Annotated in this window: 27 protein-coding genes; 17 read left to right on the top strand and 10 right to left on the bottom strand. The window is 41.8% G+C overall.

Features of this window, described 5'->3' with window-relative positions; translation table 11 throughout:
- Positions 1-578: precorrin-8X methylmutase (locus tag QZ620_RS07100; protein WP_295180308.1), on the bottom strand; the 578-nt coding region annotated here is incomplete at its 3' end.
- The gene (locus tag QZ620_RS07095; protein WP_295180307.1) at positions 579-1,505 is read right to left on the bottom strand and encodes a sirohydrochlorin chelatase; all 927 of its coding nucleotides are present in this window, start codon (positions 1,503-1,505) and stop codon (positions 579-581) included.
- A gap of 100 nt (positions 1,506-1,605) precedes the next feature.
- On the opposite strand from QZ620_RS07095, the gene QZ620_RS07090 reads away from it, so the two are divergent.
- Genes QZ620_RS07090 through QZ620_RS07055 form a run of 8 tightly spaced genes read left to right on the top strand, consistent with a single transcriptional unit; the run spans position 1,606 to position 8,945 of the window.
- Positions 1,606-2,742 carry a polysaccharide biosynthesis C-terminal domain-containing protein gene (locus tag QZ620_RS07090; RefSeq protein ID WP_295180306.1) on the top strand — a complete coding sequence of 379 codons (1,137 nt, stop codon included), beginning with the start codon at positions 1,606-1,608 and terminating at the stop codon, positions 2,740-2,742.
- 3 nt (positions 2,743-2,745) lie between these two features.
- Positions 2,746-3,180 (top strand): dUTP diphosphatase, encoded by a 435-nt coding sequence (gene dut, locus QZ620_RS07085; protein WP_295180305.1) that lies wholly within the window; start codon positions 2,746-2,748, stop codon positions 3,178-3,180.
- Between the two features lie 33 nt (positions 3,181-3,213).
- Positions 3,214-4,224: a sugar phosphate nucleotidyltransferase gene (locus QZ620_RS07080; RefSeq protein ID WP_295180304.1), complete on the top strand. Its 1,011-nt coding sequence runs from the start codon at positions 3,214-3,216 to the stop codon at positions 4,222-4,224.
- A gap of 5 nt (positions 4,225-4,229) precedes the next feature.
- Entirely contained in the window at positions 4,230-5,594 is a 1,365-nt protein-coding gene (locus tag QZ620_RS07075) for a tetratricopeptide repeat protein (protein WP_295180303.1), read from the top strand.
- Positions 5,594-6,367, top strand: a complete 774-nt coding sequence (locus QZ620_RS07070) for a DUF4292 domain-containing protein (RefSeq protein WP_295180302.1) — start codon at positions 5,594-5,596, stop codon at positions 6,365-6,367. The genes QZ620_RS07075 and QZ620_RS07070 overlap by 1 nt, the downstream gene beginning before the upstream one ends.
- A gap of 5 nt (positions 6,368-6,372) precedes the next feature.
- Positions 6,373-7,587, top strand: a complete 1,215-nt coding sequence (locus tag QZ620_RS07065) for a peptidoglycan DD-metalloendopeptidase family protein (RefSeq protein ID WP_295180301.1) — start codon at positions 6,373-6,375, stop codon at positions 7,585-7,587.
- 52 nt (positions 7,588-7,639) lie between these two features.
- Positions 7,640-8,341 carry a hypothetical protein gene (locus QZ620_RS07060; protein WP_295180300.1) on the top strand — a complete coding sequence of 234 codons (702 nt, stop codon included), beginning with the start codon at positions 7,640-7,642 and terminating at the stop codon, positions 8,339-8,341.
- Positions 8,325-8,945 (top strand): hypothetical protein, encoded by a 621-nt coding sequence (locus QZ620_RS07055; RefSeq protein ID WP_295180299.1) that lies wholly within the window; start codon positions 8,325-8,327, stop codon positions 8,943-8,945. The genes QZ620_RS07060 and QZ620_RS07055 overlap by 17 nt, the downstream gene beginning before the upstream one ends.
- Here the strand turns inward: QZ620_RS07055 and QZ620_RS07050 are convergent.
- Both QZ620_RS07050 and QZ620_RS07045 read right to left on the bottom strand, forming a co-directional pair.
- The gene (locus QZ620_RS07050) at positions 8,942-9,457 is read right to left on the bottom strand and encodes an acyl-CoA thioesterase (protein WP_141876468.1); all 516 of its coding nucleotides are present in this window, start codon (positions 9,455-9,457) and stop codon (positions 8,942-8,944) included. The two genes, QZ620_RS07055 and QZ620_RS07050, sit on opposite strands and share 4 nt — an antisense overlap.
- 62 nt (positions 9,458-9,519) lie before the next feature.
- Positions 9,520-10,449, bottom strand: a complete 930-nt coding sequence (locus QZ620_RS07045) for an SPOR domain-containing protein (RefSeq protein ID WP_295180298.1) — start codon at positions 10,447-10,449, stop codon at positions 9,520-9,522.
- 99 nt (positions 10,450-10,548) lie between these two features.
- On the opposite strand from QZ620_RS07045, the gene dprA reads away from it, so the two are divergent.
- Positions 10,549-11,652 (top strand): DNA-processing protein DprA, encoded by a 1,104-nt coding sequence (gene dprA / locus QZ620_RS07040; RefSeq protein WP_295180297.1) that lies wholly within the window; start codon positions 10,549-10,551, stop codon positions 11,650-11,652.
- Positions 11,653-11,654: 2 nt separating this feature from the next.
- Here the strand turns inward: dprA and trpS are convergent, their stop codons facing one another.
- Positions 11,655-12,623 (bottom strand): tryptophan--tRNA ligase, encoded by a 969-nt coding sequence (gene trpS / locus QZ620_RS07035; RefSeq protein WP_295180296.1) that lies wholly within the window; start codon positions 12,621-12,623, stop codon positions 11,655-11,657.
- A gap of 73 nt (positions 12,624-12,696) precedes the next feature.
- On the opposite strand from trpS, the gene QZ620_RS07030 reads away from it, so the two are divergent.
- A complete protein-coding gene (locus QZ620_RS07030) occupies positions 12,697-13,440 on the top strand; it encodes a 1-acyl-sn-glycerol-3-phosphate acyltransferase (protein WP_295180295.1) in 744 nt (247 codons plus the stop codon).
- On the opposite strand, the gene QZ620_RS07025 is transcribed toward QZ620_RS07030, so the two are convergent.
- The 4 genes from QZ620_RS07025 to recA all read right to left on the bottom strand — a co-directional run bounded on the left by QZ620_RS07025 (position 13,437) and on the right by recA (position 17,092).
- Positions 13,437-14,996 carry a hypothetical protein gene (locus QZ620_RS07025; protein WP_295180294.1) on the bottom strand — a complete coding sequence of 520 codons (1,560 nt, stop codon included), beginning with the start codon at positions 14,994-14,996 and terminating at the stop codon, positions 13,437-13,439. The two genes, QZ620_RS07030 and QZ620_RS07025, sit on opposite strands and share 4 nt — an antisense overlap.
- Positions 14,993-15,535 (bottom strand): sigma-70 family RNA polymerase sigma factor, encoded by a 543-nt coding sequence (locus QZ620_RS07020; RefSeq protein ID WP_295180293.1) that lies wholly within the window; start codon positions 15,533-15,535, stop codon positions 14,993-14,995. Before QZ620_RS07020 ends, QZ620_RS07025 begins: the two co-directional genes overlap by 4 nt.
- Before the next feature lie 21 nt (positions 15,536-15,556).
- A complete protein-coding gene (locus tag QZ620_RS07015; RefSeq protein WP_295180292.1) occupies positions 15,557-15,991 on the bottom strand; it encodes a hypothetical protein in 435 nt (144 codons plus the stop codon).
- A gap of 84 nt (positions 15,992-16,075) precedes the next feature.
- Positions 16,076-17,092, bottom strand: coding sequence for a recombinase RecA (recA, locus tag QZ620_RS07010; RefSeq protein ID WP_295180291.1), 1,017 nt, complete (start codon positions 17,090-17,092; stop codon positions 16,076-16,078).
- A gap of 199 nt (positions 17,093-17,291) precedes the next feature.
- Between recA and QZ620_RS07005 the strand changes: the two genes are divergently transcribed.
- The 7 genes from QZ620_RS07005 to QZ620_RS06975 all read left to right on the top strand — a co-directional run bounded on the left by QZ620_RS07005 (position 17,292) and on the right by QZ620_RS06975 (position 23,972).
- A complete protein-coding gene (locus QZ620_RS07005) occupies positions 17,292-18,323 on the top strand; it encodes a rhodanese-related sulfurtransferase (RefSeq protein WP_295180290.1) in 1,032 nt (343 codons plus the stop codon).
- A 10-nt stretch (positions 18,324-18,333) separates the two neighbouring features.
- The gene (locus tag QZ620_RS07000) at positions 18,334-18,501 is read left to right on the top strand and encodes a hypothetical protein (RefSeq protein WP_295180289.1); all 168 of its coding nucleotides are present in this window, start codon (positions 18,334-18,336) and stop codon (positions 18,499-18,501) included.
- A gap of 26 nt (positions 18,502-18,527) precedes the next feature.
- Positions 18,528-19,703, top strand: a complete 1,176-nt coding sequence (gene ricT / locus QZ620_RS06995) for a regulatory iron-sulfur-containing complex subunit RicT (RefSeq protein ID WP_295180288.1) — start codon at positions 18,528-18,530, stop codon at positions 19,701-19,703.
- A complete protein-coding gene (locus QZ620_RS06990; protein ID WP_295180287.1) occupies positions 19,696-20,178 on the top strand; it encodes a gliding motility lipoprotein GldH in 483 nt (160 codons plus the stop codon). Before ricT ends, QZ620_RS06990 begins: the two co-directional genes overlap by 8 nt.
- Before the next feature lie 14 nt (positions 20,179-20,192).
- Positions 20,193-22,502 carry a transglycosylase domain-containing protein gene (locus QZ620_RS06985; RefSeq protein ID WP_295180286.1) on the top strand — a complete coding sequence of 770 codons (2,310 nt, stop codon included), beginning with the start codon at positions 20,193-20,195 and terminating at the stop codon, positions 22,500-22,502.
- 108 nt (positions 22,503-22,610) lie between these two features.
- Positions 22,611-23,312: a CoA transferase subunit A gene (locus QZ620_RS06980; RefSeq protein ID WP_295180285.1), complete on the top strand. Its 702-nt coding sequence runs from the start codon at positions 22,611-22,613 to the stop codon at positions 23,310-23,312.
- Between the two features lie 3 nt (positions 23,313-23,315).
- A complete protein-coding gene (locus QZ620_RS06975) occupies positions 23,316-23,972 on the top strand; it encodes a CoA transferase subunit B (RefSeq protein WP_295180284.1) in 657 nt (218 codons plus the stop codon).
- Positions 23,973-24,021: 49 nt separating this feature from the next.
- On the opposite strand, the gene QZ620_RS06970 is transcribed toward QZ620_RS06975, so the two are convergent.
- A partial coding sequence (locus QZ620_RS06970) for a serine hydrolase (protein ID WP_295180283.1) occupies positions 24,022-24,488 on the bottom strand: 467 nt, incomplete at its 5' end.

The following is a 24,488-nucleotide window of genomic DNA, read 5'->3' as shown; positions in this document are numbered from 1 at the left end:
AAACGGCCGCGCAGGGTAAGACAGGCCAGCCCGTGCGACGGAGCCTCGGAAATCAACGCCTCCTTGGATTCAGCCGCACCCACATAGCCCACGGGAAAGCCGAGGATAAGGGCCGGTGGCGGCGCGCCTTCCACGATCAGCTCCAGCAGCCGGAAGAGAGCCGTGGGCGCATTGCCGATAACCGCGATGGCTCCGTCCAGGTGGTCCAGCCAGTGGTCCAGCGCCGCCGCCGAACGGGTGATCCCTCCCGCCTTGGCCCGTTCTCCCACGCCGTCCTCCCGCAGGGTGCAGATCACCTCATTGCCTGCGGTCAGGCGCAGGCTGTCGATGCCCTGGGCCACCATGCTTGCGTCGCAGAGAATAGACGCGCCGGATTCAAGGGCGCCAATCCCCGCCGCCGTCACGTCGCCGCACCAGATCAGGTCGGGTATGATGTCCGGCAGAGCGCAGGCATGCACCAATCGCATGGCCACGGGCCGCAAGCTTTCGGGAATGCCTGAGAAATCCACCTCCTCGCCGATGATCTCGAAGGAACGGCGAGTAATATCCTCGGGGTGGCGCAGGTAATCGAAGTTCATCTAGGCGGGCTCCTTGGCCGGACCATGGTCGTGGGTGTGGTCATGATCGTGGCCGGTACCGATGCCGCGCACATGGTGGTGGTGCCCGGCCTGGGGCTGGCCCTGGGCGTCCTCGAAACCCACCACCTGTTCACGGTATTTGCACAGCAAGCAGTTCATGGCGTTGTCGCCCTCGGCGATTCCCGTCACCCGCTCGGCTAGGGTATCAAGCACCCTGGGGTGGTCGTTTAGATAAGAGGCGGCGACGAATTCCGTGCCTGGATACTTGGACGCCACTTCGGCCATCTGGGCATAAATGCGCTTCACCAGCACCCCGGTGAAAAGAAAATAGGGAAAGACGATGATGCGCCGGAATGACATGGCCGCCACCCGTTCCAGCCCTTTGTCCACGCGGGGATGAGCGACGCCGCTGTAGCAGGTCTCGGCCCAGCCCAGGTCCATCCCCTCCCACAGCATGCGGGTGACCTTGGACACATTGGAATTGGCGTCGGGGTCGTTGGTGCCGCGCCCCACCACCATGAGCAGGGTGTCAGCCGCCGCCACACCGCCCCCCGCGGTTTCCATGGCGGCCTGGATACGGTCGCGCGCCGCCATCAGCAGTTTGGGCTCGATGGAGAGGTCGCGCCCGCAAGAGAGAGAGAGAACTGGATGGGAGGCAGCGAAGCTGTTGAGTTCCCAGGGGATATCGTTTTTCACATGGCCGGCGGCGAAAAGTATGGCGGGTGCCGCGAGAATTTCCGTCACCCCGCGCTCCATCAGCTTTTTCAGCCCTTCCTGGATGGTGGGCCGGGCAAATTCCAGAAAGCCCGATTCAACATCATATTGCGGCAGCCTTTCGCGCATGCCCCGCGCCAGAGACTGGAATTCCGCCACAGCCTCTTCATCGCGGCTGCCATGGCCGCAGATCATCACGCCCGTCTTGCTCATTAATGCTGTTCCCTTCCTTTAAACCTTAAGTGGTGGCAGTCCGGGGGCGAAGGTCATTTGCCGATTGACCAAAGAAGCCCCGGCATACCATTCTCGAAGGATGACGGAGTTCGCCGCCGTAAATACCCTTGCCAGCCCGCATCTCCTGTTCCTGCTTCTGGCCGCCCTGGTAATAATTCCGTTTGCCTGGCTGCGTGCTGTGGAAAAACCAATGAGATACGCGATTATCAAGATCTTCAATGTTGCAGTAAACCTTGGTCTGAATGTTTTTTTCCTGGTTTACCTGAAAGATCTGGCAGAGGAATATAGCTTTTTCCGAAGTATCTATGTAGAGGATTTTAAGATCAGTTATGTATTTATATCCAACCTTATAGCAAGCGGACTTACGCTTTTGCTTATGCTGCCTTTTTACTTCAGAATCTCTTTCACTTTTGATTCGGTACTCTGGCGTAAGATGCTGTCTTATGGATTCCCTATCCTGATTGCGGGAATTGCCTTTTCAGTAAATGAAGTTTTTGATAGAATTCTGCTTGACCGGCTATTACCTCAGGATATAGCACGTGAACAAATTGGAGCATACTCGGCCTGTTATAAGCTCGCCATGTTCATGACCTTATTTGCAACCGCATTTAGATTGGGAATAGAACCTTTCTTTTTCAGCCATTCCAGCGAAGAAAATGCTACTACAACGTATGCTCGTATCACTAACTATTTTGTCATTCTGGGAAGTTTGATCCTGCTGGGCGTGATCGTTTTTGCCGATCTTTTAAAGATATTGATCATTAAAGATTCCGCTTACTGGGAAGCAATGGAAATCGTGCCATTAATTTTACTGGCGAACCTTTTTCTTGGTATCTACCACAATCTTTCAGTTTGGTATAAGGTAACAGACCGCACAAAATTTGGAGGCTATATTTCTCTGGCTGGAGCTGCCGTGACCATAGCTCTAAACCTATACCTTATTCCGAAGATAGGTTATACCGGTTCTGCCATCGCAACACTTGCCGCTTATGGCTTGATGATGATACTCTCTTATTACTACGGAAGAAAATATTATAAGGTTCCTTACGATATGACTCGAATAGGAGCTTACCTTCTGGTATCCATTACCTTCTCAATAATCTCATTTTACTTTTTCCGGGGAAATTATTTCGTGGGAATCCCGTTATTATTGATATTTATGGGTGTCATTTACTATTTTGAAAAAGACCAGATTTTAAGAATCATACAATCCTAAGACATGGAAGTAAAAGTGATCAATAAGTCGGCACACAAGTTGCCGCATTATGAAACCGATTTTTCTGCAGGAATGGATCTTCGAGCTAATATTGATGATCCAATTATGCTGAAACCTTTAGAAAGAACCATTGTAAAAACAGGACTTTTTATTGAACTTCCTTTGGGTTTTGAAGCCCAGGTGAGACCAAGAAGCGGTCTTGCGGCCAAGAAAGGGATTACGGTACTCAATGCACCAGGAACAATCGATGCCGATTATAGAGGTGAAATTGGTGTCATCCTTGTAAATTTGTCCAATGAAGCATTTGAGATCCAGAATGGAGAGCGTATTGCTCAAATGGTCATCGCTAAACACGAACAGATCTCCTGGGAGGAAGTAGACATTCTTGGAGAAACTTCCCGGGGCGCAGGAGGTTTTGGAAGCACTGGAAATAACTAGCCCATATTTAAAGATTAATTAAAAAGCTATAAAATGAAAATTATTGTACCAATGGCAGGTCGTGGTTCACGACTTCGTCCACATACTTTGACTGTACCAAAACCTTTAATTCCTATCGCAGGAAAACCTATCGTTCATCGACTGGTAGAAGATATTGCGAAGGTTCTTGATGAAAAGATCGACGAGGTTGCATTCATCATAGGAGAGGATTTTGGAGAAAAAGTGGAAGAAGATCTTAAAAAGATCGCCGAAAGTCTTGGCGCCAAAGGAACGATCTATTACCAGGATAAACCATTGGGAACCGGTCACGCGATCATGTGTGCTAAAGAATCTCTTAGTGGTCCTGCAGTAGTTGCTTATGCCGATACACTCTTTAAAGCCGACTTTAACCTTGACAAATCTGCAGATGCGGTTATGTGGGTAAAGAAAGTTGAGAATCCATCAGCTTACGGTGTGGTGAAGTTGAATAACAATAACGAGATCACAGATCTTGTTGAAAAGCCTGAAGAATTTGTTTCAGATCTTGCGGTTATTGGAATATACTATTTCAAGGATGTGGCAGTTTTGAAAGATGAACTTCAGAATGTTCTGGATGCAAAGCTAACCCGCGGTGGAGAGTATCAGATCAACGATGGGATTGAAGCAATGCGTAAAAACGGACTTCGTTTTGTTCCAGGAAAAGTAGATGAATGGATGGACTGTGGAAACAAAAATGTCACCGTGGAAACAAATGGTAGAATGCTGAATTTCCTTCATCAGGATGGAGAGAAATTAATGGCAGACTCTGTAAAGATTAAAGATTCTGAAATTACCGAACCTTGTTATATTGGTGAAAATGTGGAATTGATCAATGCTAAAATTGGACCTAATGTATCCATTGGTGATGGAACTAAAATTACAAACAGTACGGTAAAGAACAGTCTTATCCAGACCTTTGCTGAAGTGAAAAATGCAAAACTTGATAATGCCATGATTGGGAATTTTGCCAGATTCGACGGTGACTTTACCCAGATTAGCATCGGTGATTACTCAGTTTTAGAATAACTTTTATGCGTACATCTGGGTGCCTACTTCTTATGTTATGGTTTATACTTTCTGTGCAGGCACAGGATGATAAACGTCCATTTGAAGATGTGAACCAGGATGATCTCGGTCTTGTGAATGATGAGTTTCAGGAACTTTTCTTTGAAGCTCTCAAGCAAAAAGGCATTGAGAATTACGAGAAAGCAATTGTAGCACTGCGTAAAGCTTCAGAAATTTCTGAAGACAACGCGGTGCTTTATTTTGAACTTGGCAAGAATTATCGGGAACTTCAGCAATTTCCGGCAGCTATCGAAAATTTTCAGAAGGCTACAGCATTAGAACCCAAAAGGGAAGCTATTCTTGTCTCGCTTTTTGAAACTTATGCCGCTACTCGTGATTTTGAAAGTGCAATTTCCACAGTGCAAAAGCTTATTAGTTTTGATTCTGATTATCAAGAGGACCTGGCTAATTTGTATTTGCTCAATGAAGATTATGAAAATGCATTACAACTTATCGATCAATTAGATCAAAACCTTGGAGCAAATTCCTATCGAAACTCGTTACGCCGGCAGATCTATGCGAGAACCAATAATACCGATGCTCAAATTCAGAATTTAAGGCAGAGTATCGCTGCTAACCCTGAGCAGGAAAGAAACTACCTCAATCTTATTTACATGTATAGCGAGCAGGGTGAGGATGAAGAAGCCTATAATGTTGCCAATGAACTTCTGGAAAGCAATCCCGGTTCTTCTCTGGCTCATCTCGCACTATATAAATTTCAGCTAGAAAAACAGGAGCCTGAAGCTGCTATTGCTTCCATGGAAATAGTATTTGAAAGTGAAGAAATTGATGCAGAGTCTAAGTTTAAAGTGCTCAATGACTTCCTGATATTTGTACAGGAGAATCCTGAATATGAAGACCAGCTGGTAGAAGTTGCTCAAAAACTTACCCAAACCGAGAATGCACCGGGTTTGTATGAAAAACTAGGACAATTTTATCTCCAAAAAGCTGATCGGGAAAATGCACTTCGGTATTTTGAATTGGGAATAGAGAAGAATTCTTCCAATTTCGAACTTACCAGGAATACACTATTGTTGCAAATCGATCTTCAGAAATATGAAGACGTTAGAGAATTGAGTGCACAGGCGTTGGAAAACTTCCCTTCGCAACCTGTTTTATACCTGTTTGAGGGGGTTGCACTTAATAAGCTTGAAAAATTCGAGCAGGCAGAAAGCAGTTTGAAAGATGGTTTGGATTACCTGGTCGATGATATTAGAATGGAAGCCGATTTCTATGCCCAGCTTTCCTTTAGCTATAATGGTATGAATAATGCAGGATTGGCGAATGAATACCGCGCTAAAGCGGAGCAATTACTTAAAGAAATAAATTGATGATTAGAAGAATAGTAGCACTGGTATTTATGGCGGTATTTATAGCTTCCTGCGGAAGTTCCCGTCGTGCCGGAAAGATCGTTACAAAGAACACAGAAGCTGTTTCTATTATTAAAAAGCATTATGCTGAAGAAGCCGATTATAAGACCGCTTCCGGGAAATTAAGAGCAGTATACCAGGATGATGAAAAAACGCAATCTGTAAACCTTAGTTTTAGAATGGAAAAGGACAAGGCGATCTGGATGAGCGCGAGTATTCTCGGTTTTCCTGTGGCCAAAGTCTACATCACTCCCACTAGTGTGAGCTATTATGAAAAGGTCACTCAGAGTTATTTTGATGGAGACTTCAGGTTAGTTAGTGATTTTCTTGGAACTCCACTGGATTTCCAAAAACTTCAGAATTTATTGATTGGACAGGCGATCTATGACCTTCGTACTGAAGAGTATGATTTTACACAATCTCCAAGAGGGTTTCAATTCGTTCAGGATGAAGAAGCTGCTGATATGAAAAAAATGTTCCTGCTGGATAGTCGTACTTTGAAAGCAGCAGCGCAGCAACTGGCACAGGTTTCAGAAAACAGAAGTCTTACGGTCACCTATTCAGATTACCAGGTGGTAGATGGTATTGTTTTTCCTGAAGAGATTCGTATTATCGCCAATGAAGGAGGAAGCAGCACCAATATTGAAATTACTTACAGAAGCATCAGTTTCAATGAGGAAGTTAGTTTTCCTTTCGACATCCCATCCGGTTACGAAGAAATAAGCTTGAAATGATTAGAATGAAGGCTTCAAATGTATTGATTATTCTACTGCTTTGCCTAGGTGGTATGCAGGTTAGTTATGCTCAAACAGATCGTGAAGAACTGGAAAAAAGGCGTATTCAGCTTAGAAATGAGATCACCAGGATCAATGAGCTTAGAATTTCCAACCAGAAGAAACAACGCTCGGTGCTTGTGCAGGTGGAAGATCTTGGACAGCAAATAAAAAGTACCGAAGATCTTATAAAACTCACCAACCAGCAGGCAAATTTGCTCACTAGGGAAATTACGACCAATACGAATAAAATTGGAGCGCTTAGAAAAGAGCTGGAACAGCTTAAGGAAGATTATGCCCGAATGATCGAGAAAAGCTATAAGAGCAAGTCTCAGCAAAGCAGAGTGATGTTCTTGCTGTCTTCTCAGAATTTCCTGCAGGCTTATAAACGAATTCAGTATATGAAGCAGTATACCAATTATCGTAAACAGCAAGGGGAAGAGATCAAGGCCAATACGATAGAATTGCAGCAGTTGAATTCCAGACTGGTTCAGCAGAAAGAAGAAAAACAGAAACTAATTGCTGAAAATAGAAAAACCAGGGCTCAGTTAGAACAAAATAGAAAATCTCAGCAAGAACTTGTTTCCACGATCAAAAAACGGGAAGGTGAATTTGCGAGTCAGTTAAAAAGCAAACAGAGCGAGATCGACGAAATCGACAGAGCGATCGATCGAATGATTCGCGAATCTATTGCCAAGGCGAATAAAGAGAGCGGTTCCAGCTCGAGAAGTACATATGAACTTACTCCAGAAGCGAAAGCACTGGCGACTGACTTTAATAACAACAAAGGGAAATTGCCATGGCCGGTGAAATCTGGTGTAGTGACAATGAAGTTTGGAAAACAGCCGCATCCCGTAGTAAGCTCGGTAATGGTAAATAATAACGGCGTACGAATAGATACTGATAAAGGTGGAAAGGCACGTGCGGTATTTAATGGAACTGTAAGCGAAGTGCAGGCGGTCAAAGGTGCGAACAAAGCGGTGATGGTAAGACACGGTGATTTTATTACAATCTATAACAACCTTGAGAATGTGTTCGTGAAAAAGGGAGACGCGGTTAGCACAGAACAGGAAATAGGAGAGATCGCAACAAGCAAAACTACTGGTAAAACTACTCTGCATTTCCTATTGTATAAGAATGATCAGAAAATGGATCCTGCAGGATGGATTTATAGAATGTAATTTGAACGCAACCTTATGGGTTTGAAAGCATCTATTGAATAGAATCTAACCTATGAATTCAATAAAATCTGGCTATACGTGTGCGTTGATAGTGGCTATGCTACTACTGCTGCAGGCATGTACACCTGTTTCCATCGAAAATAACAAACGCATTCTGGTACAGGGAAAATTTGTGACTCCTGAAGGGGCTGCTATACAAGGAATCCGGGTAAGTACAAAAACAGATATCAAAGGTTTTTTAAGCCGGGGACAGGGCACACTTTCTGAAGCTCTAAGCGATGAAAATGGTGACGTTTCCATGGTCTCTCTGGATGTTGATCCTGGCATTCTATGTCTGGATATTAAAAATACGTCCAATGAGCGCAGACTGCAGAGTTTTACAGTATGTGATTCGTCATTCAGCAGGAAGGAAACTTTGCTGGATCTTGGTGAATTTGTTCTGAAAGAAATCATAGGAACGAGCATAATAATTCGGCATAATTCAGATGTTTATTATACGTTGAGATCTGAAGCACCTTCAGTGCGAATTGGTATTGAAGACTGGAATGAACTAAGCTCTTACGATGATTTAGACCTGGCTTCGAAATATACAACCCGGGAATCCTTTCTGAATTCTGAAAATCAGGTTGATACCTTAAGAGTTACTACCACTAATAATTCTACTGTTTATTTAAAATTACAAAGTGGCCTGGAAGAATATACTTATGAATTTGAGGTGAACGAAATTGATGCAAGCTATGAAATCGATCTTTAGGCTCATGATAGTGCTAATTATTTGTTCTACTGTTTCAGTGAAAGCACAGGAGCAGGACCGCACTAAATTTTCTCCGCATCATTTTAATCGTATACAGCTGGATCCGGAACTAAGCTTATTTACTGCAATAGGAGATAACTTTTTAAAGGATGCTTATGATCTCAAAATCGGCACGGGCATTACTGCGAGCTTTTATCTACATAAGAACTGGTACATAGGAACTCGATTTTTAAATATAAATACACAGATAACCAGGCCGGAAAATCTTGGCGACATCAAGAAGACAAATATCTTTACATTCGGTGTTCATGGTGCATATGTTTATGAATTTACCGAGCGTCTATACCTGGACCTAATTGCCGGGATTGGTTCGACCGGCTATTACCATGATTCAAAATTTGGTACAAACTTTAGAGATTCGGCTACCAGTATTTGGGGCGGGCCAAAAATCAGTTATCGTATCAATAATTTCTTCGGAATATTCCTGGGAAGTGAATTTAGAAGAGATTTTATGAATATTGAAGTCAGCGAACAGCTGGACGACTACTTTGGTAATGCGAACTTACTAAGTATAAGAGCAGGGGTGAGGTTTATCACGCACTAATCTTTGTCGAAAAGAGCTTTAAGTTCAGTAGCATCACTAGGTTTCATTTTACCCGCAAGTACAAGACTAAGTTGCTTTCTACGCAAAGCAGCGGCAAATCTTTCTTTTTCAAGGTCGGTTTCCGGCTCCAGCTGTGGGATTTGAATTGGAGTTCCGGTTTCGTCTACTGCCACAAACGTATAAATTGCTTCATTTGCTTTTGTTCTACGACCACTTTCACGGTCTTCCACCCAAACATCTATAAAGATCTCCATAGAGCTCTTAAAAGCTCTTGAAACGGCTGCTTCAACAGTTACAACACTCCCTAAAGGGATCGCTTTGTTAAAAGCTACGTGATTGACTGAAGCAGTTACTACGATCCTACGACTATGACGTCTTGCGGCGATACTGGCTGCACGATCCATTCTTGCCAGTAGTTCACCACCAAAAAGATTGTTCAGCGGATTCGTTTCACTGGGTAAAACAAGATCTGTAAGTGTAGTACGAGATTCATTAGGTGATTTAGCCTCCATGTAAGAATTTTTTGCAAAAATAGGGAGGTTAGCGGTAATTTTGCAGTTAACGAACTATTAAATTACAGTTCCTGAACCAATAACCAGGCTGCATCATTTGTTTTCTTAACCGCATAAAGTTTGTTGATCGCCTCTCTTCTGGTTTGATGACTGGAATAAACCACCTGGTGAAGTCCATATTTGTTAGCTCCTAGTAATCGGGCTTTGAAACCTTCAGCTTTAAGTTCATCAACTTTGGTTTGTGCGTTTTCTTCAACTCTAAATGCACCTGCAACTACATGATAGTTGCCGGATTGTTTTTCAACTTCGAAGGTAACCGCTGGTAGCGGGTTATCAATGACAAAGGTGGCCTGTTGTATTTGTTCCTGAAGCTGATTTTCTGCTTCCTGCTGTTCAGCAATATTATGCTTTGTGACCTGGCTGCTGTAGATATTAAGCCCGGCAAAACTTGAAATTCCAAGAGCGATAAGACCAATTGCGGCATATTTCCAGATAGATGATCTTTTGCTTTCAGGAGTGAAAGTAATTGGAGCTTTTTCCTCAAGTTCTGATACCTGCTTTTTGTAAACCTCTCTATTAACCGGCAAGGCTTTGTACGTGTCCAGACCAAAGGACTGTGTGAGAAAGTTTACATTCGTAACAGGTTCAAATTGCAGTTTATCTCCATTATCCAGATAAAGCTCGCCAATATTCTCAAGCCTGGCTTTGGAAGCATTTTGTAACGAAGATTCCAGGTCGTATACATACTCCTGGATCATGTTATTTGCAGTCTGATATTTCACATTCTCAACCTCAGCAATATAATTCGCAAGAAGCCCATCATTTTTGATAAGCTGCCTGTTAAATGAGATCACCTTTTTTGGAGGAAAGAACTCATTGGAACTTTCATCGATAAAAGCTGATTGCTTCTGGGCCAGAAAGGCACCAAAACCGGGAAGAACTACACATTCGTAACGGTATAGCAGGTCCTGTATGTAATTGGAAATATTCATCGAGTGCAAAAATATAGATTAAAGACAGTTAGTTAAAGTTACCTAAACAATTTTTATTAACAAATGTTTTTTTCTGTAAATTTCGTCAAATTATCCTAAATGGAACCTGATCAACTTTTGTACACCCTGGCGCTGCAACATGTTCCAAATCTGGGAGATAGCACAGCTAAAAAACTAATAAGACATTTTGGTTCTGCGGAAAATGTTTTCAAAGAAAAAAAGTCAAGTCTACTTAAAATTGATGGTATCGGGAAGACCAGGATCAGTGAAATAGAGAATCCAATTCATCTGAAGGAAGCTGAAAAGGAACTTGGTTTTATTCAGAAGAATAAGATTAGTGTAAGCTATTTCAAGGAAGAAAGCTATCCTGAAAAACTCAAACATTGCCAGGATTCACCATTACTGTTATTTAGCCGGGGTGCTATAGAACTTAGCAGGAAGAGAATCCTTAGTATCGTTGGGACTCGCCAGGTCAGTTCACATGGAATCTCCTTTTGCGAAAAGCTTATAGAGGATCTCGCACCTTTAGAGCCGGTCATTATCTCAGGATTTGCATACGGAACCGATATTACGGCTCATAAAGCAGCCATCCGGAATAAATTACAAACTGTAGCCTGCCTTGCGCACGGTCTAAACCAGATATATCCAAAAGCTCATAAAAAGTATATGACCGAAATGGAGGAGAATGGAGGGTTTTTTACCGACTTCTGGAGTACCGATACTTTTGATCGCAACAACTTCCTGAAAAGAAACCGGATCATTGCCGGTTTGAGTGAAGCTACTGTAGTCATCGAAAGTGCAGAAAAAGGAGGAGCATTAGTCACGGCCGATATTGCCAATTCCTATGACAGAGAGGTTTTTGCTGTTCCGGGTAGACCGGGGGACAAGTCAAGTATTGGCTGTAATGAATTAATTAAAAGCCAGAATGCAAGAGTGCTAACTTCCGCAGCAGATATCGCATATATGCTCAACTGGCGCACTAATGAACATGATCTCAAACCAGTTCAGAAGAAATTATTTATTGATCTTGGAGTAGAAGAGCAGCTCTTGTATGACCAGTTACAACTTCAGGGAAAAACTGAATTGGACTTGCTGGCACTTCAATGTAAAATACCCACCTTTAAAACGGCTTCGTTATTATTGAGTATGGAATTGAAGGGAGCGGTGAGACCACTTCCCGGTAAATTATTTGAAATCGCGTAGGCTTAGTAACCTAATTTGGTTCTAACTTTAGCCAGAACTTCATTCGCTACACTTTTAGCTTTTTCTGCTCCAATCGATAGAGCTTTGTCTACTTCTTCCAGATTATTGATATAGTATTCGTATTTCTCACGTGGTTCAGCGAATTTATCCCGAACAAGTTCGAACAATGCCTGTTTGGCATGACCGTAACCATAGCCACCTGCTTCGTAGTTCTTCCTCATTTCAGCTAATTGCCCTTCAGAAGCCATGATCTTATAAAGCGCAAACACATTACAGGTATCAGGATCTTTTGGCTCTTCCAGCGGAGTACTGTCGGTAGCAATTCCCATGATCTGCTTTCTTAGCTTCTTATCAGTCTGGAAAATATTGATGGTATTTTCTTTCGATTTGCTCATTTTCGCACCATCAGTTCCTGGTATGTACATGGTTTCTTCCTGCACATTACCTTCAGGAATTACAAATACATCCCCCATTTTTGCGTGGAAACGGGAAGCAACATCCCGGGTCATCTCGATATGCTGTAATTGATCTTTCCCAACCGGAACAATTTCAGCATCATAGAGAAGAATATCGGCCGCCATAAGCATAGGATAGGTAAACAATCCGCTATTTACGTCTTCAAGACGATCTGCCTTATCCTTAAAAGAATGCGCAAGGGTTAGCCTCTGGAATGGAAAGAAACAACTTAGATACCACGAAAGTTCAGCAACCTGAGGGATATCAGACTGGCGATAAAATACACTTCTTTCAATATCAAGTCCACAAGCGAGCCAGGTCGCCGCTACAGAATAAGTGTTTTGACGTAGCGTCTCAGCATCTTTGATCTGGGTAAGGGAATGCAGATCTGCAATAAAAATAAAGGAATCATTCTTAGGATCGTTCGCCATATTAATGGCAGGTATAATTGCTCCTAGTAAATTCCCCAAATGAGGGGTTCCTGTACTCTGTACTCCTGTAAGTATTCTTGACATCGAATTTTCGAATTTTCCTGCAAAGGTAAATTTTTTATAGAACTCCTTCCTTTCATTTTACTACTTTTGAGGCATGCGATACATCAAAATGGCAGGCATCCTTCTATGGAGAATCTGGTTCTATATTCTCCTGATCGTACCTATCGTTATAATGCTTCCCGTTTTGATCGTTTTTACCACTTCTGAAAAGTTTTATCCGCAGTATTTCGTTTGCTCCCGTATATGGGCGAAATGTATTCTCTACGGAATGGGTTTTTGGGTTAAAGTTAAAGCTGAAGAAATTCCTGAAAAGCATAAAAGTTATATGCTGGTGGCAAATCATACCAGTATGCTTGATATTATGCAGATGCTGGTCATTATGAAGCAACCCTTCGTTTTTATTGGAAAAAAGGAACTCAGTAAAATCCCTGTTTTCGGGTTCTTCTACAAACGAACCTGTATACTGGTGGATCGCAAGAATCAGCAAAGCAGGAAAGCTGCATTTCTGGAAGCACAAAGAAGATTAAAACAAGGAAATTCAATATGTATATTTCCTGAAGGCGGAGTGCCAGATGATCATTCGGTCGTGCTGGATCAATTTAAAGAAGGAGCTTTTAGACTGGCCATTGAACATCAGATTCCAATTGTACCCATCACATTTCACGATTCGAAAAGAAGATTTTCATATAGATTCCTTTCGGGCAGTCCCGGAAAGTTACGAGTTAAGATCCATCATTTTATTCCTACGCGTGGCCTGGAAATGGCCGATAGAAAAGAGATTAAGAACTCTACTTTCAATATTATTCATGATGAGCTGGTAGATCCTTCGGTTCATTAGAAAGTATAGCTAATCCCTGAGTAAAGCCCGAAATTAACTGGACGTACATTATCAACGTTATTAAAAGTGTTGACCTGGTATTTCATCATTGGTTCTACGCTCAGGCTTATCTTATCGCTAATTTCGTAATCCACCCCAATCCCAACATTCGTACTAAAACTTGTTTTATTGATATTGGAAGCTGTTCCAAGTTTGGTCCTGGATTCAGCCGTTACAAGATCCACACTGTTCTGATCAAGGAAAAGTCCGCTTGCACCCCCAATTAGATTTAGTCCAAAACGCTCATCGACCAAAGCGTATTCCACTTCCAGAGGAACTTCGATAAATCCAAATTGCTGATTGATTTCTCCGGGAGTGAACACAGTTGGAGAGATAATACTCCCGTTGCTACCATCACTATTGCCGCCAAAACTAGGTAGACCACTATCATTAGGAGATTCAACCCTAATTTCAATATTATCTTCTGTAGAATTTATATTTCCAAAGCCTGGATTCATCGCTGTTGGGCTATAAGATACATTGGCTATGTTCTGACTCATGTTCACCTTGCTAATACCAGTTCTAATCTTGAAATTTTTAGCGATAACATAAGCTAGTTTCACACCGTATGAGAAAGTTACTTCGGCATTGGTGGAATTGTTCGAAAATTGGTTGGACAATTCATTACCATCACCAAGGTTCGCATAGAAAACCGGTGCGGCAAAAGTTGACAGACGAAGATTTTTCTGGTTGAGGTTGTCATCCTCATTGTTTTCTTTATTTTCTTCGGAAGCTTTTGCGGCTAACAACTCATTCAGCTGATTTAAAGAAGTATCCTCTAAAAGAGCAGTACTTAACAGTTCATCTGAAAGTTCAGGATTTCGGTCCTTCCAGTAGTTTTCGAATATACTTTGAATGGCATTTCTTTTCTCTGCTTCATCTTTCGAGGCTATAGCTTTTTTGCTGGCAGATGTAGTTGCTGAGGTACGATACTGATTATTTAAAATGTTTTCTTCTGAATTTTTATCACCATTCTTTTCCTGATGAGCATAACGGGAGTCTTCTTTTGATTGTTGATTGGTCTGGGATCCATTTCTTCCCGAATCATTTAAATCTTTTTCATTTTCAGTATTATTAATTCGATCAGTAATAGCAGCATTAGAGCTGCCTGCTTCTTCAGAATTGTTTTTATCTCCTTGACTATTATTCGCCGCGGCTCCAGATTGTTCCTTTTCAATGATCACATCCTGGTTTGCAATTCTTTCTTCTGAAGCAGAATCCTGATTCACATTATCATGGCTTTTAGATCCCTTTTCTACAGACTCATTCACAAATCCCGGTTCTGAAACTTCCGTAGAAGAAACATTCATTTTCCAGATTCCCGTAGCAACTAAGGCTAGAATTGCAGCCGCAGCAGTAAATCTAAGCCAGAGTGGAATGACTGGCTTTTTAGCAACTGGTGGTGTTCCGGCATCAAGTCGCGCCGATATTTGCTCCCAGTTTCTAGGAGAAGGTTCTTTCTCGAAGTCCTTGAACTTCTCCTGAAAGATCCTGTCTATGTTCTTTTTCTCTTTCATGATGATTTCACCGCTTTTGAGTTCTGTACCAATTCAATTTTCTCCTTCAGAGAAGTTCTGGCTCTGGCCAGGTTTGATTTTGAAGTTCCCTCAGTGATACTTAATAAATCTGAAATTTCTTTATGAGAATACCCATCCAGCACATAAAGGTTGAATACCTGTCTATATCTATCTGGTAATTCCTGTACGCATTGTAGGAGGAAGTCTACGGAAATATTATCTGTTTCAACTTCTACTTCATCTTCCGGCAGATCCTCTTCGTTGGTAATGCCGTAAACTTTCTGTTGCCTGTGTTTTTGAAGTGATGTATTAATTAGAATGCGTTTCATCCATCCTTCAAAAGATCCCTTATCCTGAAACTGACCAATCTTTTCGAAAATGGTCACGAACCCATCCTGTAAATTATCCTCTGCCTGTTGATAGTTGTCAGAATATTTCAGGCATACCCCAAACAACTTGGGAGAATAGAGTTTGTAAAGCTCTTCCTGAGCTTTCCTTTCATGTTGTTTACAACGGTAGATGAGGTCTTTGGAACCCACGTATTCATTTTAGGTTAGTGCTTATAACTGCTCCATTACAACAGGGACGGTAACTTCTTCATAGATCGCTTCATCTCCTTCCTGTCCTTTCCAGAATCTAAAAGTGTAATCTCTTTCTTCATCGATGGTCACTACAAACTTTGTGCTTGAAGTTGCTCCAATAACATCTCTGGTACAGGAACTATTTTCGACAACAGCGGTAACAACCGAAATGTAGATCTGGCTTCTTTCTTCTGAAGTTGTGCCTGCTCTTCGAGCGTCTAGCGCCTGAAAGTTATTACAATCTGATGGAAAGACGAAATCTACTCTTACATCGTAAGTTTTACCTAATACAAATTCGTCTGGCAGATCATGACTGGTAATACTTGCTAATTCGTAGGAGGTGATTTGGGAATCATTGTCTACTGAACAACTTATTAGCAGTAATGTCAGGGCTATTACAACCAATTTTCTCATATTCTTATTGCTTTTATAATAGATGCAAAAATTGAGAAATGGTTGCGTAGGTATCAAAAAAAATCCCCGGGAGGGGATTTTTAATTAAGCTTCTTTGGCGACCTTGATCGCTTCTTTAATTTTTACTTCCAGTTCTTCCATAAGATCTGGATTATCCTTTAATAAGGTTTTGACTGCATCACGACCCTGTCCAAGTTTGGTGTCTTCATAGCTAAACCATGATCCACTTTTCTTAACAATCTCGTAATCCACACCAATATCAATGATCTCACCGATCTTGGAAACACCCTCACCGTACATGATATCGAATTCGGCAGTTTTAAATGGTGGAGCAACTTTGTTCTTCACTACTTTAACCCTGGTCTTATTACCCATTACGTTATTTGCACTATCCTTGATTTGGGTAGATCTTCTAATATCCAAACGAACGGAAGCGTAGAATTTTAATGCATTACCACCGGTAGTAGTTTCCGGATTCCCGAACATTACCCCGATTTTCTCTCTTAGCTGGTTGATAAAGATCACCGTACAATTTGTTTTGCTAATTGAAGAAGTAAGTTTTCTAAGTGCCTGCGACATTAATCTCGCATGAAGTCCCATTTTAGAATCACCCATTTCCCCTTCTATCTCGCTCTTTGGTGTAAGTGCCGCAACGGAGTCAATCACAATAATATCGATCGCACCAGAGCGAATAAGATTATCTGTTATTTCAAGCGCCTGTTCACCGTTATCTGGTTGAGAGATGATCAGGTTATCAATATCAACATCAAGTTTTTCAGCATAAAAACGATCAAAAGCATGTTCTGCATCAATAAAAGCAGCAATACCGCCTTTTTTCTGAGCTTCAGCAATCGCATGTAAAGTAAGTGTGGTTTTACCAGAAGATTCAGGACCATAGATCTCGATTACTCTTCCTCTTGGGTATCCACCAACTCCCAAAGCAAGGTCCAATCCAAGTGAACCTGTAGAGATTGCGTCTACATCCACGACCACCTGGTCGCTCATTTTCATCACGGTACCCTTTCCGTAGGTTTTATCCATTTTGTCAAGGGTAAGCTTTAAGGCTTTTAATTTCGCTTCTTTCTCTTTATCGTTGCTCATGTATATGTTTTAAAATATATCCAATTAAGGTGTGCTAAAATAATATAAGTTTTGTTGCAATACAATAAAAATGTAGTTACAATTATGGAATTATTCCAAATATTTGGATAAGCTTTGGAAATACTCTCAAATTTTCTCACCTCAGTTAAAGATGTATCTTTGCCGAAATTTTTCTTAACCCTTAAAATATTAGTATAGCATGCAACTGTACAATAAATTGAGCGCTAGGGAAAGGGAAGCACTATTAGAAGAAGCCGGTGAAGACAGGCTTACGCTCTCTTTCTATGCTTACGCAAAAATCGGAAATCCCGAACTTTTCAGAAATCATCTTTTTATCGCCTGGGACCAGATGGATGTTCTCGGGAGGATCTATGTAGCGCACGAAGGTATTAATGCCCAGCTTTCAGTTCCTGCCAGGCGATTCAATGAATTCAAGAAATTTCTGGATGAAATTTATTTCCTGGAAAATGTTCGATTGAATATCGCCATAGAGCATGATATCAAGTCCTTTCTGAAGCTGAAGGTGAAAGTGCGTAAGAAGATCGTAGCAGATGGTCTTAATGATGATACTTTTGATGTAACCAATAAGGGAATTCACGTGGATGCCAACCGGTTCAATGAACTAATTAATGATCCAAACACAATTCTGGTGGATATGAGAAACCACTATGAGAGCGAAATTGGTCATTTTCAGGGCGCGATCACACCAGATGTGGATACCTTCCGGGATTCACTTGATATTATCGAAGAGGATCTGAAAGATCATAAAGAAGATAAGAACCTGGTGATGTACTGTACTGGCGGGATTCGATGCGAAAAAGCTAGTGCATATTACAAACACAAAGGATTTCAGAATGTTTATCAACTTGAAGGCGGAATTATTGAATATACCCGTCAGGTTGAAAATCAGCAACTGGAAAATAAATTTATAGGAAAGAACTTTGTTTTTGATCATCGACGTGCCGAGCGAATTTCAGAAGATGTGATCGCACAGTGTCATCAATGCGGAAAAGCTTGTGATACGCATGTAAATTGTGCGAACGAAGCTTGTCATCTGTTATTCATTCAGTGTGAGGAATGTGCTGAAAAAATGGATAATTGTTGTTCTACAGATTGTAAAGAGATCCATGCCTTACCTTATGAAGAACAGAAAGCATTGAGAAAAGGAAAAGGAGCCAGCAACAAGATCTTTAAAAAAGGAAGATCTGAAGTTTTGCGTTATAAGCAATAGTTTCTTCTAAATGGTGGAGCCAATTAATATTGGTATATTTACTGTTGAAAATTTTTATGAACCTCAAGGAGGTACTTTAGGGAATGCCGAATGCCCGGTATTGGGCTGTGAAGATGAAGGAGATCCTGCACCAGAAAGCAAAGCGCTTAGACAGGATGATGTTTTACAGGCTATCTAAAGCTACGCCCTCAATATATATAACATATGGCTTGCACAAGTTGCTCGACCGGCAAAGACGGTCAGCCGAAAGGATGTAAGAACAACGGAACCTGTGGAACAGACAGTTGTAATAAACTAAGCGTTTTCGACTGGCTTTCCAACATGTCTCTTCCGGGAGGCGTGGAACCTTTTAATATCGTAGAAGTACGTTTTAAAAACGGCCGTAAACACTTCTATAGAAATACTGAAAATCTAAGTCTTAGTATTGGCGATGTAGTTGCTACGGAAGCCAGCCCAGGTCACGATGTAGGACAGGTTAGTCTTACCGGTGAGCTCGTTCGCGTACAGATGAAGAAGAAAAAAGTTGCGCAGGATTCCGAAGAAGTTCTGAAGATCTACCGTAAAGCTTCTCAGAGAGATATCGATATCTGGCAGGAAGGAAGAGAACGCGAGGAGAAGATCAAACAACGATCAAGACAGATCGCGATCAGGCTTAATCTAAGCATGAAAATAAGCGATATCGAGTTTCAGGGAGATGGTTCTAAAGCTACTTTTTACTACACTGCGGAAGATCGTGTGGATTTTCGACAATTAATTAAGGAGTTCGCACGGGAATTCAATACCCGTATTGAAATGAAACAGATCGGACTTCGACAGGAAGCGGCCAGGCTTGGAGGAATTGGTTCCTGTGGTCGAGAACTTTGCTGTTCGACCTGGCTTACAGACTTTAGATCTGTTAGCACTTCAGCAGCGAGATATCAGCAATTATCCCTTAATCCTCAGAAACTTGCAGGACAATGTGGGAAATTGAAATGCTGCCTGAACTATGAATTGGATACTTATCTGGAAGCATTAAAATCTTTTCCAAAAACCGACGTTAAGTTAAAGACCAAGAAAGGAACTGCCGTATGTCAAAAAATTGACATTTTTAAAGGTGCGCTCTGGTATGCTTATGAAGGAGAATGGATGAACTGGCACCAGTTGAGTCCGGAACAGGCCAATAAGATCGTAGCCCTGAACAAAAAAGGTGAAGCGGCTACTAGCCTGGAAGAATATGAAACAGAAGTGATCCTAAGCGAAGAAAAAACAAAAGGATTTAATAATTCTGGCGGTGAAGATAGTCTTACGCGTTTTGATAAACCAAAACAGCAACAAAGTAAGAAACGAAATAAGAAAAGAAAGAAACGCAAACCAAACCCTACAAAGTCCAAGAATGCGTAAAGTTTTTTGCCTATTAATTTTTGTTTCAGCGCTTACAGTTGGCTGTGATGAAAAACGGGTTTTTGATGAATACCAGGCGGTACAGCGTTGGCATAAAGATTCAGTGGTCACTTTTGAACTGGACGAACTGGACTCTACAAAGGTATATGACCTGTTTATTAATGTGCGGAACAATAACCAGTACGCTTACAGTAATTTGTTTTTAATCACCGAAATCAGGTTCCCGCAGGGAAAGGTGATTAGCGATACTCTCGAGTATGAAATGGCTCGACCAGATGGAAAATGGCTTGGGGAAGGTTTTGGAGATATCAAGGAAAGCAAACTCTGGTACAAGGAAGACGTGAAATTTGAAGAATCGGGCAATTACAAAGTGAGCATACAACAGTCGATGCGCAAGAATGGTGATGTGGACGGTATCGAAGAACTGGAAGGAATTACCGATATAGGATTCAGAATTGAAAAGAACGACAATTAATTTTTAGCATATAAATGGCCGCTACTACCAAGAAAACAAAGAAACCAGCGCATAGCAATCGCAAGTATATCGTAGGTTTCTGGACATTATTCGGAATTGGGATTCTAGCTGGAATTCTAATTTTTCTTTTTGCAGGTTGGGGATTCTTCGGAAAGATGCCTTCTTTCGGTGAACTCGAAAACCCTGAAAACAACCTTGCTACCGAGATCTTTTCCGCAGATGGAGAAACCCTTGGGAAATATTACAGCGAGAACAGAACCCCAATCAAGTATGAAGATCTGCCAGATCATTTGGTACAGGCCCTGATTGCTACTGAAGATGAACGTTTTTATCAGCATGCAGGAATCGATGCGAAAGGAACCGCCAGAGCTGCAGTCTATTTGGGAACAAGAGGTGGCGCGAGTACCATTACGCAACAGTTAGCAAAACAATTATTTACTGAAGATGTTGCACAGAACGATGTGGAACGTGTATTTCAGAAAGTGAAGGAATGGGTGATTTCAACAAGACTGGAACGCCAGTACACCAAGGAAGAGATCATTACCATGTACTTCAATAAATACGATTTTATCTACCAGGCGGTGGGAATTCGTTCTGCTTCCAAGATCTATTTCGATAAGGAGCCTTCAGAATTGAAAATAGAAGAGTCGGCAGTTCTGGTAGGAATGCTGAAAAACTCTGCTCTTTACAACCCGATGCGAAGACCTGAACTGGTGGAATCCAGAAGAAACCAGGTTTTTGAGCAAATGAATCGTAATGGTTTTATTTCTGAACAGGAAACCGATTCTCTTCAGAAGTTACCAATGAAAATTGAATTTACTCCGGAAGGGCATGATGAGGGAATGGCAACTTATTTTAGAGCTTACCTTCAGGGCTTCATGAAAGAATGGATCGAAGAAAATCCGAAGCCAGATGGATCTGAGTATAGTTTATATCGTGACGGACTCAAGATTTACACCAGCATTGATTCAAAAATGCAGGAATACGCAGAGAATGCAGTCACCAGTCATATCGCCAATCTTCAGAAATCATTTGATCGCCAGAACGAGAAAAATCCAACGGCCCCTTTCCGCGATATTACGGAAGATGAGGTAGAGTCCAGTATACAGAATGCGATGAGAGTTTCTGCCCGCTGGAAGCAAATGAAAGCACAGGGAAAATCTGATGCTGAGATAAAGAAGTCCTTTAAAGAGAAAGCAGAAATGAGAGTTTTTAGCTGGAAAGGAAACATTGATACGGTAATGACTCCGCGAGATTCCATTCTTTACTATAAAGCATTTTTGCAAGCAGGAATGATGTCTATGGTTCCTCAAACCGGCGAAGTGAAAGCCTGGGTTGGAGGAATTGACTTTAAGCATTTCAAATACGAGCACGTTAAGCAGGGGAAAAGACAGGTAGGTTCAACCTTTAAACCCTTTGTGTACGCAACTGCAATAGACCAGCTAAAATTTTCACCTTGTGATACCTTGCCAAGATCTAAATTTACGATCGAGGCCGGTAAACATGGAAACATGAAAGATTGGGCGCCTAGAAACAGTGATAATAAATATTCAGGAATGCTTTCGCTTAAACAGGCGCTGGCAAACTCTGTAAATACCATTACCGCGCGATTGATCGATAAAACAGGTCCAGGACCCGTAATCGATCTACTTGGAAAACTTGGTATCGATACTAGAAACGTGCCCGCAGTACCTTCGATCGCACTGGGAACGGCAGATATCAGTCTTTTTGAGATGGTTTCTGCATACAGCACATTTGCGAACCAGGGAGTTTATATCAAACCGGTGATGGTCAATCGTATTGAAGACAAGAATGGGACTGTACTTTATCAAAACGTTCCTGAAACCAGGGATGTTCTTAGCAAAGAAGCAGCGTACGTGACTGTAAACCTATTGGAGGGCGTAACACAGGGAGGTTCAGGAACCAGACTTCGTAATACCTGGGGAACCACCAATGCGTTTTACAAGGATGTGATGACCGGTTATCCGTACGATTTTAAAAACCCGATCGCAGGTAAAACAGGGACCACGCAAAATCAAAGTGATGGTTGGTTTATGGGAATGGTGCCAGATCTTGTAACCGGAGTATGGGTAGGAGCTGAAGATCGTGCAGTGCATTTTCCAGGAATACAGTATGGTCAGGGAGCTACCATGGCACTGCCAATCTGGGGGATGTATATGAAAGATGTGTTTGCAAATCCAGATCTCAATGTGTCCAAAGAAGCTTTTGAAAGACCGGAGAATTTGAGCATTGCGATAGATTGTGCAAGCTATAACTCGAATAGTTCAAATGACGATTCGGTTCCAGACGAGCTTGATTTTTAGATAATCTTCAGTAATTCAGTATTATAATTCTGAATTATTTAATTAAGCCAACTTTAGTCGTTGTATTGACCTTTTAAATTTTGTATTTTCGGATTAAATTCTGAAAAAATGATCATAAAAACGGTTGATAGCGTACAGAAGGCTACACAAGGTGTAAAAGACGGAATGACTTTTATGCTAGGTGGTTTTGGACTCTGCGGAATTCCGGAGAACGCCATTTCTGAACTGGTACGCCTTAATATTAAAAATCTTACCTGTATTTCTAATAATGCAGGTGTAGATGATTTTGGACTTGGGCAATTACTTCACAAGAAACAGATCGATAAAATGATTTCCTCATATGTAGGTGAAAATGCCATTTTCGAGAAACAAATGCTTAGCGGTGAACTTGACGTGGAATTGATTCCGCAGGGAACGCTAGCAGCAAGATGCCAGGCAGCACAACAAGGTTTTCCTGCGATCTATACACCAGCAGGTTATGGAACTGAAGTTGCAGAAGGCAAGGAAACAAGAGAGTTTGACGGAAAAATGTACGTACTTGAAGAAGCTTTCAAGGCAGATTTCGCTTTTGTAAAAGCCTGGAAAGGGGATAGAGCTGGGAACCTTATTTTTAAAGGAACAGCCAGAAACTTTAATCCGGTCATGTGTGGTGCAGCGAAGATCACCGTAGCTGAGGTGGAAGAACTTGTCGAGCCTGGAGAACTGGATCCAAACCATATCCACGTACCGGGAATTTTTGTGCAAAGAATTTTCCAGGGAAAGGATTACGAGAAGAGAATTGAACAACGTACGGTTAGACAAAAAGATTAAGCGATGGCACTAGATAAAAACGGAATAGCACAACGAATTGCTAAGGAAGTAAAAGACGGATATTATGTAAATCTTGGAATAGGGATTCCTACATTAGTGGCAAACTTTGTTCGGGATGATATTCAGGTAGAGTTCCAGAGTGAAAATGGAATTCTGGGAATGGGTCGTTTTCCCCTGGATGGAGAGGAGGATGCAGATCTTATAAATGCCGGGAAACAAACGATCACTGCCAGACCCGGAGCAAGTTTTTTCGATTCTGCCACAAGTTTTGGGATGATACGAGGGAAACATGTCGATCTTACGATTCTTGGAGCTATGGAAGTTGCTGAAAACGGAGATATCGCCAACTGGAAGATCCCGGGCAAAATGGTAAAAGGAATGGGAGGCGCCATGGACCTGGTGGCTTCAGCAGAAAATATCATCGTGGCCATGATGCATACCAACAAGGCCGGAGAGTCCAAATTGCTGAAAAGATGTTCTCTGCCGCTTACAGGCGTTGGCTGTGTTACTAAGATCGTAACTAACCTTGCGGTGATAGAAGTAACCGATAATGGCTTTAAATTGCTTGAAACGGCACCGGGTGTAAGTGTAGAAGACGTTCAAAATGCTACGGAAGGAAAACTCATTGTTGAAGGCGATATTCCTGAAATGCAATTATAAATTCAAAGCCGGATTTATTCCGGCTTTTTTTATGTTCTAATCGTGGATATCACTGTTTACGATTCTCGATCATTTCGTAGGTCTCGTCTATATAGCGATAGAAATCTTCATAATGTTTATCATCATCTTTGCGAATGAGCTTTTCACCCAGCCTAACGATTACGAGCCTATCTTCAGGAATTATGATCACATACTGTCCTAAAATACCCCGCATATAATAGATATCTTTTCCATTATGATCGCTTAGCCAGAAGCCGTAGCCATAGTATGGTGAATCTTCGAATCTGGGTTTTGAAAGCTGTTCGATATAGGCAGCATCCAATAGTTGATCGCCGTTCCACAGGCCGTTATTCAGTAATAATTTTCCAAATTTTCCAAAGTTTCTCGCATTGGTAGCGATACAGCAGTATGCTTTCTCCATACCAGATTCTTTACTATCCAGTTGCCAGAGCGCACTATCGTTCATTCCCATTGGTTTCCAGAAACTTTCACTCAGGTAGTCACTCAGGCTTTTAC

It is taken from the genome of uncultured Christiangramia sp., assembly GCF_913046405.1.
Lineage (GTDB): Bacteria > Bacteroidota > Bacteroidia > Flavobacteriales > Flavobacteriaceae > Christiangramia > Christiangramia marina.
Note: the sequence above shows the minus strand (reverse complement) of the source record. Positions and strands in the feature narration are given on the sequence as shown.